This window comes from Sporomusa sp. KB1, assembly GCF_007830295.1.
Classification (GTDB): domain Bacteria; phylum Bacillota; class Negativicutes; order Sporomusales; family Sporomusaceae; genus Sporomusa.
Genome location: NZ_VLKC01000002.1, coordinates 654,180 through 668,594, shown reverse-complemented (window position 1 = coordinate 668,594; position 14,415 = coordinate 654,180). Strand labels below are relative to the sequence as shown.

The window sequence follows — 14,415 nt, the reverse complement described above, 5'->3', positions numbered from 1 at the left end:
CCTTGAATAGGGCGTGGTTTCTTATCGCTTGTTAGCCGTTTGATTAGATTGTTATAAATTGAATCCAGTAAATTATATTGATGGGAGTAAGAAAACGATGAGTGTTGTATGGAAGGCGATTTTTGTAGCTATGGTGTGTGGTTCAGTTCTTAAATATTTCTTTAAAGGCACTCTAACTGGAGTGGGAATCGATTTAGCAGTGCTTTTCGTTGCTTATTTTATATTACGTCGTTTTCATAGTGTGAACTTGAAATGGAGTTTAATTTTTCTCACTGTGATCAAGGGTTCGGTTATGTTGGTAAATCTAGAAATTATTAACGGTGTGCTTGGTAGTATTATCGTGATAGGCGCAGTGGGTTGGCTAGTGCTTGGGCCTGGTTATAAAATGATTTCCGCAGAGTAGGACATGTTCGCTAAGATAGGTCTATCCGGATAACAGATTGGGATTTGTAAAAGTGAATTTTGGCGAGATGTCAAGAATAGTAATAAAAAGAGAGTGTATTAAGAGAGTAGGGTAAACAGTTATGATTTCAGTTCGGGAAAAAGTAAGATTTGTTGAGACTGATTTGATGGGTGTGGTGCACCACACTAATTATTTACGGTGGTTCGAAATGGCCCGGATCGAGTATTTGCGACAGGTCGGTATTTTGCTCAATGACCTGATGGCAGAGGATATTGTTTTGCCGGTTACCGATGTGGAGTGTAAATACCGGGCATCAGCCAAATTTGACGACTATATTCTTATTGAGGCCGAATTAGTCGAAGTATCAAAAGTGAAAATGGTTTTTACTCACCAGGTGTTTAGAGAATATGATGAAGCTTTACTGGCCACCGGGCGTACTCAGAATGCGTTTACAACCAGACAAGGTAAAATAATTCGTTTGCCAGATAAGTATTTTGAAAAACTGTATAAGTCTTGCCGGTGAATGGAATTGTTGGCAATATTTAATTGTTCCTTACATCCACCATGTAGTTAAACCGGTTAGTGAATAGTTAATATAGATCTCAACGTTAATCCTTGATTACCAGGTACAACATCAAATTAATTTCCCTTACAAATTTTGGGGAAATAGCAGGAATTTTGCTGAAAGGCCAAGAAGTCAATTAAGATAGTAAATAGGAAGGAGGCAGCTCGTGAACCAGGAAATCTTCGCCGACGGTATTAGCGCCGTTCATGTTACCGGAAACTTAGTGCGTATTGATCTGATGACCTTGCAACCCCATCTCAAGAGTGATAACGGTCAGCCGGTAGTTGATGTAAGTAAGCGGATTATCATGCCGCTGGAAGGTTTTGTGCAGGCTTTGGCTACCCAGGAAAACATCGTTAACCAGCTCATCGAAGCTGGGGTGCTGAAAAAAAGCCAGGAGAAAGTTTTTCAGTCCGAACAAGAGCAGTAGCTCCATGACAACCGACAAAATGACAGGAAAGAAGGGTAATACCTATGTTTGTACAAAAGAAAAAGTTTGGCATTGCTTTGCTGATTACATGCCTGTTTACAATCGCATTTGGCGTAAATTTGGTGCAAGCTGCACCTGCGCCCGCTTCTTCCGTGGGGGTCGTTGACTTCTCCTATCTGATTGACAACCATCCGGACACACCCAAGGCCAATGAAGAGCTTAAGGCAATGCAGGAGCAGGCGAAAAAGGACTTTGAGACCAAGTCAGCCGGGTTGGGCGACCAGGAAAAACGGGATCTTGCTTTGCAGCTAGATCAGCAGCTAACGCAGAAACGTCAGGAACTTCTCAAATCCATTTCTGAAAAAATTGCCAATGCGATCAAGGAAGTGAGAGCCAATAAGGGCTTGTCGGTGGTGCTGGGAAAAAACATTGTTATTGATGGCGGGGTTGACATCACGGCAGATGTTCTAAAGAAGCTTACCAGTAAGTAAGCTGCACGGCCTCTTGACAGCAGGCAAGTTTTTTGATATAGTAATAAGCAATAATATTGAATGAAATACGATGATCAGAAGAGTAGGCATAGTAAGGATACTTTCAGCGAGCTGGGTTTGGTGTGAGCCAGTAACTATCTGATATGACTGAAAATCATCTGTGAGTTGCAGGCTGAACATTAGTAAGCCTTGCCGGGACCCGTTAAGGGTAACAGTGCCCGTTATTGCGCTGGGGTATCGAGCTTTGCTCCGTACTTTAATGAGAGATTGCAGTCTTGCTATAAGGACTGTAATAATTAGGGTGGTATCGCGGATTAACCTCCGTCCCTTTATGTAAGGGGACGGAGGTTTTTTAATTTTTTGAGGAGGTAATTTGATATGGATGTTCATGAGCTTAACTTAGTTAAAATTAAAGAGGCCTGGCAGCGAATTACCCCTTTTGTTCATCAGACTCCACTGCAGCATTCCCGTACTTTAAGTGAAATAGCCAATTGCCAGGTTCACTTAAAATTGGAAAATATGCAAAAAACGGGTTCCTTCAAAATCCGGGGTGCTGTCAATAAGATATTCAGTTTGCGTCCGGAAGAGATGGCTTGTGGGGTAATAACGGCTTCAGCAGGCAACCATGCTCAGGGCGTAGCCTGGGCAGCCAAGGCTTGCAATGTCTCTGCGATTGTCGTTATGCCGGAAAAAGCACCTATAGCCAAGGTGCGGGCTACCAAGGCTTATGGGGCCAATGTAGTGTTACATGGTCAAAACTATGATGAGGCCTACCAGCATGCTCGAATTTTGCAGGCCGAGCAAAACAGAACATTTATCCATGCCTTTGATGATCCAGCTATTATTGCCGGTCAGGGAACAATTGCGCTGGAAATCATGTCCCAGATGTTTGATGTGGATGCTATCATTGCACCTATTGGTGGCGGCGGTTTGATTGCCGGTCTGGCTGTAGCAGCCAAAGAGCATAATCCTAAAATCAAGGTAATTGGTGTGCAAGCGGCAGGTGCACCCTCTATGGCCCAATCATTAGCCTGCGGAGCGCGCTCCTGTCTGAACTCTGTCAGTACCATTGCCGACGGCATTGCTGTAAAACAGCCAGGCGATATTACTTTTGACTATACACAAAAGTATGTTGATGAAATTATCTTAGTTACTGAGGAAGAGATTATTGCTGGAATTTTGTTCATGCTGGAACGTGGCAAAATAATGACTGAGGGGGCTGGGGTAGTCGGAATTGCGGCCCTGTTAGCTGATAAAATTCAGCTGCCGATGCAAAAAGTAGCGGTAGCCGTCAGTGGTGGTAATATTGACCCTATGCTTTTATCTATGCTCATCGAGGATAAATATCATCAGGTAGCCTGTTGGTAACAGGCCAATGACTTTAGTTATCTAATGGCAGCCATTTAAGAAGGAAGGGCTAAATCAGAAAGCTTTACTAGCGGAGTTTCCAACCCTGAAGAGTCTGCTGTGGTTAGCAGTTGTACAGGATCGAGAATAATAATCATGCGTTCATCCACTTTGCCGATTCCTTTTACATAGCTTACACTTAGGCTGTTCGACAGAGTGGGTGCTGCTTGTAAATCCTCTTCGTTAAAATGTACAATATCTGTTACTTCGTCGACAATACAACCGACGACCTGGTCATTACTATGCAACATGATAAATTTGCTGTCTTCGGCGTCGGTCATTTCTGTCAACCCGAATTTATTTCGTAAGTTGAAGATGTAGTTTACTTGTCCGCGGAGATTGATCATGCCCTCGATTTCGCGGGGAAGTCCAGGAATTTTTTGTATTTTATATTTTTGGGCGCGTAAGATGCCATTAACAGTTAAGGCGTCAATGCCGTATTCACTGCCATCAATTTCAAAAATGACTAGCTGGATGCTTGCCATAAGCTTATTTCTCCTTTCTTACTTGATCAGGTTTCATTAGCCAAAGCGGTTAATTGCTCAGTTATGCTAGTAATTTCTTCTACGCTGGCAGTTACTTCTTGAATAGCTGCTGCTTGTTGTTCAACAGTTAATGTGGTGTCGCTGCCCATAGCAACGGTGCGGTCAACCGAATTTCTTATTAGGGTTGTAAATTCTTTGATTTTACCAACCGTTGCTTTGGAGTCGGCTGATAGCTTTCTAATCTCTTGCGCTACAACGCTAAAGCCAAGACCGGCCTCGCCTGCTCTGGCGGCCTCAATAGCTGCATTTAAACCTAACAGGCGGGTTTCGTCGGCGATTTCTTTGATGAGATCCATAACATTATTGATTTCACCGGTAACAGAGTGTACATTGCCAATTTCGGAATTTAAATTAGCCTGATTATCACTTACCGTACCGGCAGAAGCAGCTAATTCCTCCATAGTAGCCGAAATTTGATGCAGGCTGTCATCTAATACCATGGCTACCGCTTTTAGTTTTCGATGCTGAAAAGCATTCTTGGACATATTGTTAGCAACCGCAAACAGTACATTGGCAGCTGATTCGATGTTTTCTCTTGACAGGATGCGTATTTCCTTGGCAGCTTCGACATAACCGTTGGCATCAACACCAATTTCGCCAGCGATTCTTCTGTATTTTTGTTCGTCAGGGTTTGACGTGAGAACCTGACCGCCTAAGATTGTTCCCAGCAATTTTCCTTCGATCATTATCGGCGCAGCAAAGTCAATCAACCCTGCGTGGCATTCGAACACAACAGGCTTACCAGTGCGTACGGCTTCTTCGCCGCCTTTGCGATGTGATTCCGCACAGCGTTTGTCGCCACATTCTGTCGAATGGGTATAGTCTATACAGAATCTGGTATACATACTGGGATTTGTCACCGGGTTGCCGTCCTGGTCAACTGTGACACTGGCAACACCAACGCCTTTGGCAAAATCATCCTGAAATTTTTGCAGAAACTCGATATCGATTACATCGGTTAGCTTTAGCGTGGCCAGATTCACTTCGTAACTAGTGGCTCTGTTTTGCTGACTCATAATTATTCCTCCTGCTGTTTTATTTTATTGATCGAATAATTTTGCAGTTTGGCTGAAAGCGTTGAGCAAATGACGGAGTCAAGTTTGCCGTACATTTGATTAAGCATTAAATTGATAGCAATAAATGGCGGTATTTTTTTTCGATACGCCCGGTCTGAAGTCATTGCGTCATAGGTATCGGCAATGGCTACAAACTTAGCGCAAATGTTCAAATCCTTTTCTTTTAAACCAAATGGATAGCCGCTGCCATCTTCTCTTTCATGGTGTTGCAGTACCCCTAATTTCACTTCTTCAGAAACATCGTAACAAGTGCTTAACAAATGATAGCCTTGTTCTGAATGCAGCTTGATAATATCGGTTTCTTCCGTAGTGAGTGGTCCTGGTTTATCAAGTATTTCCCGGGGAACAAGCACTTTCCCGATATCATGCAATAGCCCGGATAAGATAAAGTTTTTTAGCATTGTGCCCGTAAAGCCTGTCCATTTTCCCAGGAGTCCGGTAAGTATGGCTACATGAAGAGAGTGTGTAAAGGTATGCTCATGGTGTGTCTGAAGCCGGTAAAGGTTATCAAGAACACCCTCGATATCAATCATAAGTTCAATGTAATTCTCAGCTAATTCTTTGCATTCGGCGATCGGAACTTCATCAAATTTCCGGACTTTTTTAAAGGTTGATGATATTATGTCCAGCGTTTTGTCATACTTTGGAAACATTTGCAGTTTCTGCGATTTGATGCCAAACAATCGTGGATCATCACTCTCCCCAAAATCCCTACTATGATTAAATGCGTCAAGGTTCTACTTGATTTATAATTGTAAGGCAAACAGCATCAATATACTATTGGTCCAGTGACTAGACAATAGGAGCAGCTATTGTATCATTTTAACAATAGCTGCTCCTATTTTTACAGCATCCGAAAGTATAGTCATTGTGTAATGAGCAATGACGACTATTTCTTTTCTAAAGCTGTTTTATACTGTAGTTCCCAAATTTTTAAATGCAACATAAGTGTTACCTTGGTTTCCATTTTATCTAATGACATTTGCAGCAATTCTTCTATACGATGTTTTCGCCATATTGCGGTATTGGGATGAATATAGAGCTTTTTGGCGACTACTTTCAAGCTATCGCCTTCCAAAATGTATTTTAATGTTAACAATAAATTACCTTCGCGAATCTGGTCATATTCCACAAGCCGTCCTATCGTGTTGGCGGCTAAGGTAGCAATATTTTTATCTTTTATAAGTTGAAAAGCGATTTCGTAAAGTCCAATATCGTCAAAGTGAACTATTTGCGGGCGACAATCTGCGCTTGCAACAATAGCCGCGCGGTTAGCCTTTTCATATACATCCTTAATATTGAAGGGGATGCTGGATGAGCCTGATATGCCAATTATTATACGGAGAGCAGGAAATCGTTTTTTTAGTTCGTGAGTCAGTTGTTGAGAGAAATCCAGTTGATATTGCTTGGTGCTAATCGCTTCGTCTGCTAACGATACTAAGAGAATTATCTTATTGTTTAAGTTCCATAGTTTATCATGCCCTTTGTCGGCAAGCCAGATGAGAAGCTGATGTTTTTTCTCTGCGGTATCATCTTCACAAGGGACTGCCATAGCTGCGTTTTCCATAGTGTCAGCCAATTGAATCACAAAGCAACAATACACCACGTGGCTTTCGAGGCCAAACTCACTGAGAGCTTTGCTTGTATATTCCAATGGATAATCATTTACCAGTAAGCGATTTAGATAATTACTGCGCGTGTTCACGTGATTAATGAAAATCAAGTCCTTTTCTGCCTTGGTGATGCGGTTTTCTGCCTGTTTTTTTTCCGTAATATCCTGGGTTACTCCCCATACTTTGGTTAAGCGCCCCTGTTGATTTGTAATTGCGTTAAGCCGGGCATAGACCCAGCCAACAGAATGATCACTCTTTAAAACTCTGAATTCTAATTCTGAATACTCTGCGTTACGAATTTCACTTATCGTTGATTTTACGATCGCTCTATCATCAGGATGAATCCGTCTGGCAAAAAGGTCTACAGTTGGTGCAGTTTTTTGCGGTGTATAACCAAAGTTTTTATATTGTTGATCTGAGCAGTACAGGATACCCTTGCTGCTATCCCATTCAAAATAACCCAGTTTAGCAATTTTTTGCGCCATCTCTAAACTATGCTGGCTTGCACTTAATTTGTCTTTATGGAATACTAATTGATCGAGTGCTTTTTGTTCTTTGGTCATATCATACACTATGGCAAGTACGAATTCTATTTCCTTGTTGCTGCTTTTCTCCTCAGGAAGCAAGGAAATGTGGTATTGTCGTATTCCTACATTTAGCTGAAATACTTCCTTTTGGGCATTGGCAAAAGCTTGTTTTAAATGGTATTTACATTTTTTATAATTCTGCAATTCAAGGCGAAAGTAAGTAAGGTTCTTACCGAGGATATTTTGCGTTGCCATACCGGTGCTTGGGTCATTATGGTTCACCTGTACCAGTTTGCCCTCACGATCCAACCGGCTTACTAAGATGGGGCCGGGGTTTATCTCGTATACGGTTTTTTTGTTGTTAAGACTAACTTTATTATCATTTACTTCAAAAAAACAATCTTTCATAATTGCCTCGTAATAATGGATTTGGTTATTTATGATTTATATTTACAACTACTGTCAATGTACATGGTTTTTACATAAAGCTTCTCTGAGATTTGCCTTGTTTCCTTGTTTTCTTGTGAAAATAGGTGAATATGTAAAATTTTGTTTATTTATTTGGCTATGCGGAAAAAAAAATAGGCCATGCGGCCTAATGGGGAGAGCAGGATCGGGGATTTATGGGCATGAGTAGCCTGGATTATGAGTGAATGTTAGGGTCGCGGCGATTACGTAATTCATCTTGAATTTTTCCGTTTGTAGCAGGGTTATTGTATTTGACCAACGGCTGTTCGGACACGTTTTTGTTAAATATATCTTGTTGCGTTGCGCCGCTATCTCCTTTAGTCATCTTTAACACCTCTCAACAAATTTTATCGTAGTCTTTCCTTAGGCAGCAGCCTAGGCGGCTTTCAGGTTGCTGGATGATTGGGTCCATTGAGATGCTTATCGCCGCTGCTATGCGTATTTTGGCGGTTCTGGTTTTGTTCTTTTGCCTGTTTCTGAGCTAAAGAGTCATTGGCATTATTCTTAGTCATAGCATCACCTCCTGGTGATTATTGTTTGCAATAGCAATGCTTAAAATACGGATATAAGAGGTCAATCTGTTTGTGGCAACCAAAGAAAACCCAAGAGGACAAAGAATTTTGTCTTCTTGGGTTGAGAGGCATATATTTTATTTTCCAGCTTTGGCAACAAAGTATTTATGAAACTCGAGATTGCCAGTTAGTTCTGGGTGAAAAGCAGTAGCCAGCATGTTGCCTTGTTCTACAGCGACAATTTTTTCAGCCACTGTTGCCAGCACTTTGACGGTAGGGCCGGCCTTTGCCACATAAGGAGCCCGAATGAAAACCAGGGGGAGTGGCGCAGACGAAACTGCCGGTATAAGCGCATTGGCTGTAAAGCTGTTTAGCTGACTGCCGTAAGCATTCCGCTGGACGGTAATGTCCATCAGCCCTAGGTGGCAGTTGGGTTGGTCCACAATGGTTTTGGCTAAAAGTATCATGCCCGCGCAGGTCCCCCACACAGGCAGGCCAGCGCGTATTTTGGCAATTAATAACGGGGTTAGCTGGAACTCCAGCAGCAGTTTGCCGATAGCAGTGGATTCACCGCCAGGCAGGATAAGTCCGTCGATACTATTGATGTCAGCGGCTTTTTTTATGGGAATACCTGTTACCCCGGGAAGTGAATGTAAACAATCCAGATGTTCCTGTACAGCTCCTTGGAGGGCGAGAACGCCGATGGTGAGCAAGACTACCACCCTCTGTCAGCCAAACGTTCGGCTGGTTCAAGTTTGTCCATTTCAATGCCGACCATGGGTTCGCCTAGATTTTCGGAAATTTTGGCTAGTAACTCAGGGTCATTGTAGTGAGTAGTAGCTTCGACAATGGCTTTAGCGCGTTTGGCAGGATCGCCTGATTTGAAAATACCTGAACCGACAAATACACCATCGCAGCCCAGCTGCATCATAAGGGCGGCATCTGCTGGAGTGGCAATGCCGCCGGCTGCGAAGTTAACAACAGGCAATTTACCATGTTTCCATATATACTCAATGAGGTCAAAGGGGGCACTCATTTCCTTAGCAATGCTCATTAGTTCTTCTGGCGGCGCTGCTTTTACCCGGCGCATATCGGCCAGCATTGTACGCATATGCCGGACAGCCTCGACAACATTGCCTGTGCCGGCTTCTCCCTTGGTGCGGATCATAGCTGCCCCTTCGCCAATACGGCGTAAGGCTTCGCCAAGGTTGCGGGCACCGCAGACAAAGGGGATTTTGAAATCGCGTTTATTAATATGGTAGGACTCATCAGCCGGGGTTAAGACTTCACTTTCGTCAACATAGTCAATACCCAGAGCTTCAAGAATCTGTGCTTCAACAAAATGACCAATTCTAGCTTTCGCCATGACTGGTATCGTAACGGTGGCTTTAATTTCGCGAATCATTTTCGGATCAGACATCCGGGCTACGCCGCCATCTTTACGAATGTCGGCCGGTACTCTTTCCAGTGCCATAACAGCGACGGCTCCGGCTGTTTCAGCAATTTTTGCCTGCTCCGCGTTGGTAACATCCATAATGACGCCACCTTTTAGCATTTGAGCTAAATTTTTGTTAAGTTGATATTGGTTTTGCATAATGTATTGTCCTCCTCTTTGCATAAAAAGAATAGTTCTGCTAAAATAATTGTACCGATACGATTTCAATGTATTGATACAAAATTTTTGTAATTATAGCAAGGTAGGGGGAAAAAAACAAGATGAATCAGGAATTTTTAGAATTTGTATCGATACAATTAATGAAAAATAATAAAACATCCCTATATGTCCAGTTGTATGATAACTTGCGCGAGCTGATTAGCAGTGGCAAATTGAGTTATGGCTATTTACTGCCGCCGGTGCGTAAGCTAGCGGCATTTTTGGCGGTTAATCCGGGGACGGTGGTAAATGCCTATAAATTACTGGAGCGAAACGGCTATATCTTTTCCCGTGCCGGCAGCGGCAGTTATGTAGCTGAAATACCAGTCAATGGCGATACCGAATATCAGCCTGCTGCTGAAATCGAGCTAGAGTCCCTGCCACCTGTTACAGTTCACCCAGGGAAAAATTGTCTTGATTTTGCCACTGTAATGCCGCCACCTGATTTATTGCCAATTGACGATTTTAAAAATTTGCTAATCGAAGTCCTGGACCGGGATCAGGGCAAGGCGTTTAGCTATCAGGACAGCCAGGGATTTGAGCCCTTACGGCAGGCGATTTCCACCTATCTAAAGGAACAGGGGATCAAAGCGCAGGCCAATAATGTTCAGATTATTTCAGGAGCCCAGCAAGGCATCGATATTGTTGCTAAGGCTGTATTAAATTATGGTGACTATGTGTTTACCGAAAACCCCACTTATCCTGGTGCCATTGCGGTTTTTCGTTCCCGCGGTGCCAAAATTGTTGAAATAAATATGGAAAGCGACGGAATTAATATTCAGGAATTAGAAACCAAAATCAGATCGTTTCGTCCTAAACTGATTTATGTAATGGCGAATATCCAGAACCCGACAGGCTATTCCTATTCACTTGGCAAAAGGAATCGGTTAATTGGTCTTGCCCGGCGATATAATGCGCTAATTTTGGAAGATGACTATATCAGTGAATTGGATGTTTCGGACGCACCTTTGGCACCGCTAAAGGCACTGGATCGTGACCAGCGGGTTATATACTTAAAAAGTTTTTCTAAAATCTTTATGCCAGGCCTTAGGTTAGCTTTTTTGTTAATGCCGCCGTCCATGGTGGCAAAAGTGCTGGCTAGTAAGCACAATTCGGATATTTCTACTTCCGGTTTGACGCAGCGCGCTTTTGATCTCTATTTACGCAAAGGCATCTGGCAGCGGCACATTGCAGCCATTCGCCGCATTTACCTGGAACGATATCAAACAACGCTGGCTGCCATTGAGCAGTTTCTGCCACCTGGCATTACTTGTCACCGGCCTAGGGGCGGGCTTACCTGCTGGCTGGCTTTACCGGAAGGGGTATCTGCTCAGCAGGTTGTTCAAGCGGCTGAGCAGCAGGGTGTGCTGCTAACCCCTGGTACGGCATTTTTTCCTCGTCATGCGCCTGACCGTTTTATCCGGCTGAGTTTTGCGGTAGTTTGTTCGGAAGAAATACTGCAGGGAGTGAAAATATTGGGTGAAATTATATCACAGTATTGCTTGCGAAATATGGGAAAATAAGATATTGTCAAGATAGTATAAAAAAAGCAGAGGTCAGGTGGAAGCAATGCGCAAATCCAAGCTGTTTTTACATATCTTTTTTCTTGTTTTTGTCTTGGTGTTAGGTTCATCGTCAGCCTTTTTTTCGTCAATTACTATTGGGGCCACAGCTGCTCCGGAGAATATTACATTAACCTGGTCAGCTGACCCTAAAACTACACAGACAATAACCTGGCGAACGGCGGCTGCTACGGTTGGCGGGCAGGTGCAGTATGCCGAGGCCAAGAGCGGACATGTATTTCCAGAGCATGCCGTAACTATAACTGCCGGTGTAGAAGCACTTCATACGAATATCGGGGAGATGGCCATTCATTCAAGTATCTTGACTGGTCTTAAGCCCAATACCCGTTATGTTTACCGGGTAGGCGGGACGGAAGGTTGGAGCCAGCCACGGTATTTCACTACAGCGCCGGCAATAGCGCAGGATTTTACTTTTTTGGTATTTGGCGACTCACAGAGCATTAATTATAATGTGTGGGAGACTACCTTGCACCAGGCCTATCAAGCTAACCATCAGGCCGCTTTCTTTGCCAATGTGGGTGATCTTGTTGATGTAGGTCAGGATTATTCCCAGTGGAACAGCTGGTTTAGTGCGGGGCAGGGTGTTGTTGATACAATCCCGGTTATGCCTGTGACAGGCAATCATGAGTTCTATACAGCACAGCGCCGCCAGTTCACCCTGCCGGTATTATTTACCTCGCAAATAAAATTGCCGCAAAATGGTCCAGAGAACCTGATGGGCCAGGTATATTCCTTCGATTACGGGGATGTACATTTCGTTATGTTAAACAGTCAGGAAATGGAGCAACGTGCATTTGTGCCAGACATGCTGGAACGTCAAAAAGCATGGCTGGAAAACGACCTGCAAAGCACCCGGAAAAAGTGGAAGCTTGGCTTTATCCATCGCCCGCTCTACAATAACAAGCCTGGGGATGGCGAGATTAGTATCAGCAAGGCTTTTGGACCTATTTTTGATAAATATCATGTAGACGTTGTTTTTACCGGTCATGATCACGCCTACGCCCGGACTTATCCGCTTTGTGGCGGCATGGTAACAGCTAGCCCGGCTCAGGGGACAATCTATGTTGCCACAGGCCGGAGCGGTACTAAAACCTACCGGAATTTACTAGCTAAAGATTGGCATGAGTTTTTCTATGATCCGCAGGACGAACCCAATTATCTGGTTGTAGCAGTCAGTCAGACTGCGCTGCAGGTGAAGGCAGTTAAGCAAAGCGGTGGGCTCATTGATAGTTGGACTATCTATAAATAGTCCATATTATAAACAGAAAAAAACCCAAGCCAAGTGGCCAGGGTTTTTACTGGTCCAGATGAAAGGTTAACTTTCTCTGGATTGAACGACTATACTCCTAAAGGGTACAGCAGCTTCTGCGAGCGTCCTAAAAGACTTGGCACAAGCCAAGTCCTTTCATATAATATTATTGAAGATCGCATATTTGGTCTAACAAATGAGTAGCTTGATCAAGGGGAATATCTTTTACTAGTACGACTTCGCTGATGAGAATTTGCCGGGCATTATCAAGCATGTTCTTGTCAGCCATTCCCAACTTACGCTTATTCTTAATTCTGAGTAGATCCCGGATGACGGCAACTTCTTCGCAGATATCACCAGTCTTGATCTTGCTCATGTTCAGTCGCTGTCTTTGCGTATCATTCATTGATGCCGTTTCTGTTTCACCGCTGTGGAAGGTGCTGAGAACATCATCGAGCGTATCTGGATCTACTATCGGGCGCATCCCCAATTTCTCGGTCTTATCCAAGGGGAGCATTACCTGCATGTTTCGATGAGGTATATTCACAACATAATAAAGTTGTGTTTGCCCAAATATTTCCTTCTCTTCGATCTTCTCGATAATACCTCCACCATGCATTGGATAAAAGATCTTATCACCTATTTGAAACATGAAGTCACCCCCTAGTAACGATGTTGTTAAGTATATCACAAAATTAGATAAAAATCAAGTTGAAAACCATAATTATATCACTGCAGTCTAAAGTCGTCAATATGTTAATTTGTTATCTGTGAATTCTTGTGTGAAGCATATTCACTTTAGTGCCGATAACTGAGTAGGTAGATTGAGATTAGTTCATTGTTTTCAGAAAAAATTCATTGACAAACCATACAGATATTATAGAATTGTTATAGGGTTTGTCAATGAATAAGTCAACTAGGGAGGAAACAATGAAGAAGCTGCTAACGTATTTTCTATTATTTACTTGTATCGCTGTTATTGCAGGCTGTGGTAGTTCCACGACCAGTAAGCCACAGCAGGTTAAGGACTTTTCGATTAAAATTGGTGGTTCCAGTACGCTGGCACCGGTAGTTGCCAAGGTTGCTGATGATTTTACTGAGAAATATAAGACCTGGAAAAAGGTAAAAGATAGTTTGCCTGATGAACCGATTGCAATATTCGTAGCTACTGGTGGTTCGGGCTTTGGGGTAAAATCAGCTACTAACGGGACTGTCGACATTGGTTTGGTGTCGCGGGTAGTGACCGAGGCTGAAAAACAAAAACTTCCCAACCATAAGCTGTATACGGTAGGGTTTGACGCATTGACTATTGCTGTGCATCCACAAAATCCTGTAGCAAAAGTCAAGCCAAATCTAACTAAGGACGAGGTTAAACGCATTTTTTCCGGTGAGATAAAAACTTGGAAGCAGCTAGATGACAGTTTGCCGGAACGACCGATTGTTGTGGCAATTCGTGATCTGGGCGGTGGTGCCAGTCAGGCATTTGATGAAGCGGTAATGAAAGGTACGCCAATCTCAAAAGAGGCTATTCAATGCCCATCAATGGGTGCATTGGCTGGTAAGGTTCAAGACAACGTGGATGCTGTCGGCTATGTTTCCACAGGTTTGGTTGAGCAAAATAAGGGAAAAATTGCTGTGCTGTCTGTTGATGGTGTAGAACCTACCAATGAGAATATCGCCAGCGGCAAGTATACCATAGCGCGTCCGCTAATTCTTATCGCCAAGACTCAGCCTGATGAGCGTGAACAGCAGCTTATCAACTATCTGATATCAGATAGCGGTCTTAAAACCTTAGAAGAAATGGGATTTGTGCCTGTCAAAAACCAATAGTTGTAATAGAGTGAGATTGCCACGCTGCGCTCGCAATGACCGTTTGGGAGGCACCCATGTCG

General features: G+C 43.3%; 17 protein-coding genes and 1 other annotated feature. Of the genes, 8 read left to right on the top strand and 9 right to left on the bottom strand.

Annotated features, from left to right (window positions below):
• Positions 1-97 precede the first annotated feature (97 nt).
• The 5 genes from SALPA_RS06880 to ilvA all read left to right on the top strand — a co-directional run bounded on the left by SALPA_RS06880 (position 98) and on the right by ilvA (position 3,257).
• Positions 98-403 carry a hypothetical protein gene (locus SALPA_RS06880; protein ID WP_145091442.1) on the top strand — a complete coding sequence of 102 codons (306 nt, stop codon included), beginning with the start codon at positions 98-100 and terminating at the stop codon, positions 401-403.
• Positions 404-524: 121 nt separating this feature from the next.
• Positions 525-926, top strand: coding sequence for a thioesterase family protein (locus SALPA_RS06875; protein WP_145091439.1), 402 nt, complete (start codon positions 525-527; stop codon positions 924-926).
• Positions 927-1,134: 208 nt separating this feature from the next.
• Positions 1,135-1,398: a hypothetical protein gene (locus tag SALPA_RS06870; RefSeq protein ID WP_145091437.1), complete on the top strand. Its 264-nt coding sequence runs from the start codon at positions 1,135-1,137 to the stop codon at positions 1,396-1,398.
• Between the two features lie 44 nt (positions 1,399-1,442).
• On the top strand, positions 1,443-1,889 hold the full coding sequence (locus SALPA_RS06865; RefSeq protein WP_145091434.1) for an OmpH family outer membrane protein: 447 nt from the start codon (positions 1,443-1,445) through the stop codon (positions 1,887-1,889).
• Positions 1,890-1,950: 61 nt separating this feature from the next.
• Positions 1,951-2,221: a binding site (T-box leader), on the top strand.
• A gap of 46 nt (positions 2,222-2,267) precedes the next feature.
• Positions 2,268-3,257 (top strand): threonine ammonia-lyase, encoded by a 990-nt coding sequence (ilvA, locus tag SALPA_RS06860; protein WP_145091431.1) that lies wholly within the window; start codon positions 2,268-2,270, stop codon positions 3,255-3,257.
• A 35-nt stretch (positions 3,258-3,292) separates the two neighbouring features.
• Here the strand turns inward: ilvA and SALPA_RS06855 are convergent, their stop codons facing one another.
• From SALPA_RS06855 to pdxS, 8 genes are all read right to left on the bottom strand, one after another.
• Positions 3,293-3,781, bottom strand: coding sequence for a chemotaxis protein CheW (locus tag SALPA_RS06855; protein ID WP_145091428.1), 489 nt, complete (start codon positions 3,779-3,781; stop codon positions 3,293-3,295).
• A 26-nt stretch (positions 3,782-3,807) separates the two neighbouring features.
• Entirely contained in the window at positions 3,808-4,857 is a 1,050-nt protein-coding gene (locus tag SALPA_RS06850; RefSeq protein ID WP_145091425.1) for a PocR ligand-binding domain-containing protein, read from the bottom strand.
• Between the two features lie 2 nt (positions 4,858-4,859).
• A complete protein-coding gene (locus SALPA_RS06845) occupies positions 4,860-5,570 on the bottom strand; it encodes an HD-GYP domain-containing protein (protein WP_222427892.1) in 711 nt (236 codons plus the stop codon).
• A gap of 236 nt (positions 5,571-5,806) precedes the next feature.
• Entirely contained in the window at positions 5,807-7,465 is a 1,659-nt protein-coding gene (locus tag SALPA_RS06840; protein WP_145091419.1) for a PAS domain-containing protein, read from the bottom strand.
• Positions 7,466-7,700: 235 nt separating this feature from the next.
• Positions 7,701-7,850, bottom strand: coding sequence for a hypothetical protein (locus SALPA_RS28835; RefSeq protein ID WP_186450951.1), 150 nt, complete (start codon positions 7,848-7,850; stop codon positions 7,701-7,703).
• A gap of 61 nt (positions 7,851-7,911) precedes the next feature.
• A complete protein-coding gene (locus SALPA_RS31390; RefSeq protein ID WP_255450930.1) occupies positions 7,912-8,037 on the bottom strand; it encodes a hypothetical protein in 126 nt (41 codons plus the stop codon).
• A 137-nt stretch (positions 8,038-8,174) separates the two neighbouring features.
• Positions 8,175-8,750 (bottom strand): pyridoxal 5'-phosphate synthase glutaminase subunit PdxT, encoded by a 576-nt coding sequence (pdxT, locus tag SALPA_RS06835; RefSeq protein ID WP_145091416.1) that lies wholly within the window; start codon positions 8,748-8,750, stop codon positions 8,175-8,177.
• A 2-nt stretch (positions 8,751-8,752) separates the two neighbouring features.
• Positions 8,753-9,634, bottom strand: a complete 882-nt coding sequence (gene pdxS / locus SALPA_RS06830) for a pyridoxal 5'-phosphate synthase lyase subunit PdxS (RefSeq protein ID WP_304624557.1) — start codon at positions 9,632-9,634, stop codon at positions 8,753-8,755.
• Between the two features lie 119 nt (positions 9,635-9,753).
• Here pdxS and SALPA_RS06825 point away from each other — a divergent pair, with 119 nt between their 5' ends.
• Together SALPA_RS06825 and SALPA_RS06820 are read left to right on the top strand one after the other, a co-directional pair.
• Positions 9,754-11,214 carry a PLP-dependent aminotransferase family protein gene (locus tag SALPA_RS06825; RefSeq protein ID WP_145091409.1) on the top strand — a complete coding sequence of 487 codons (1,461 nt, stop codon included), beginning with the start codon at positions 9,754-9,756 and terminating at the stop codon, positions 11,212-11,214.
• 46 nt (positions 11,215-11,260) lie between these two features.
• Positions 11,261-12,523 (top strand): metallophosphoesterase family protein, encoded by a 1,263-nt coding sequence (locus SALPA_RS06820; protein WP_145091406.1) that lies wholly within the window; start codon positions 11,261-11,263, stop codon positions 12,521-12,523.
• A 166-nt stretch (positions 12,524-12,689) separates the two neighbouring features.
• On the opposite strand, the gene SALPA_RS06815 is transcribed toward SALPA_RS06820, so the two are convergent.
• Entirely contained in the window at positions 12,690-13,175 is a 486-nt protein-coding gene (locus SALPA_RS06815) for a CarD family transcriptional regulator (protein ID WP_145091403.1), read from the bottom strand.
• 278 nt (positions 13,176-13,453) lie between these two features.
• Between SALPA_RS06815 and SALPA_RS06810 the strand changes: the two genes are divergently transcribed.
• Positions 13,454-14,353: a phosphate ABC transporter substrate-binding protein gene (locus SALPA_RS06810; RefSeq protein ID WP_145091400.1), complete on the top strand. Its 900-nt coding sequence runs from the start codon at positions 13,454-13,456 to the stop codon at positions 14,351-14,353.
• The last annotated feature ends 62 nt before the right edge of the window (positions 14,354-14,415 follow it).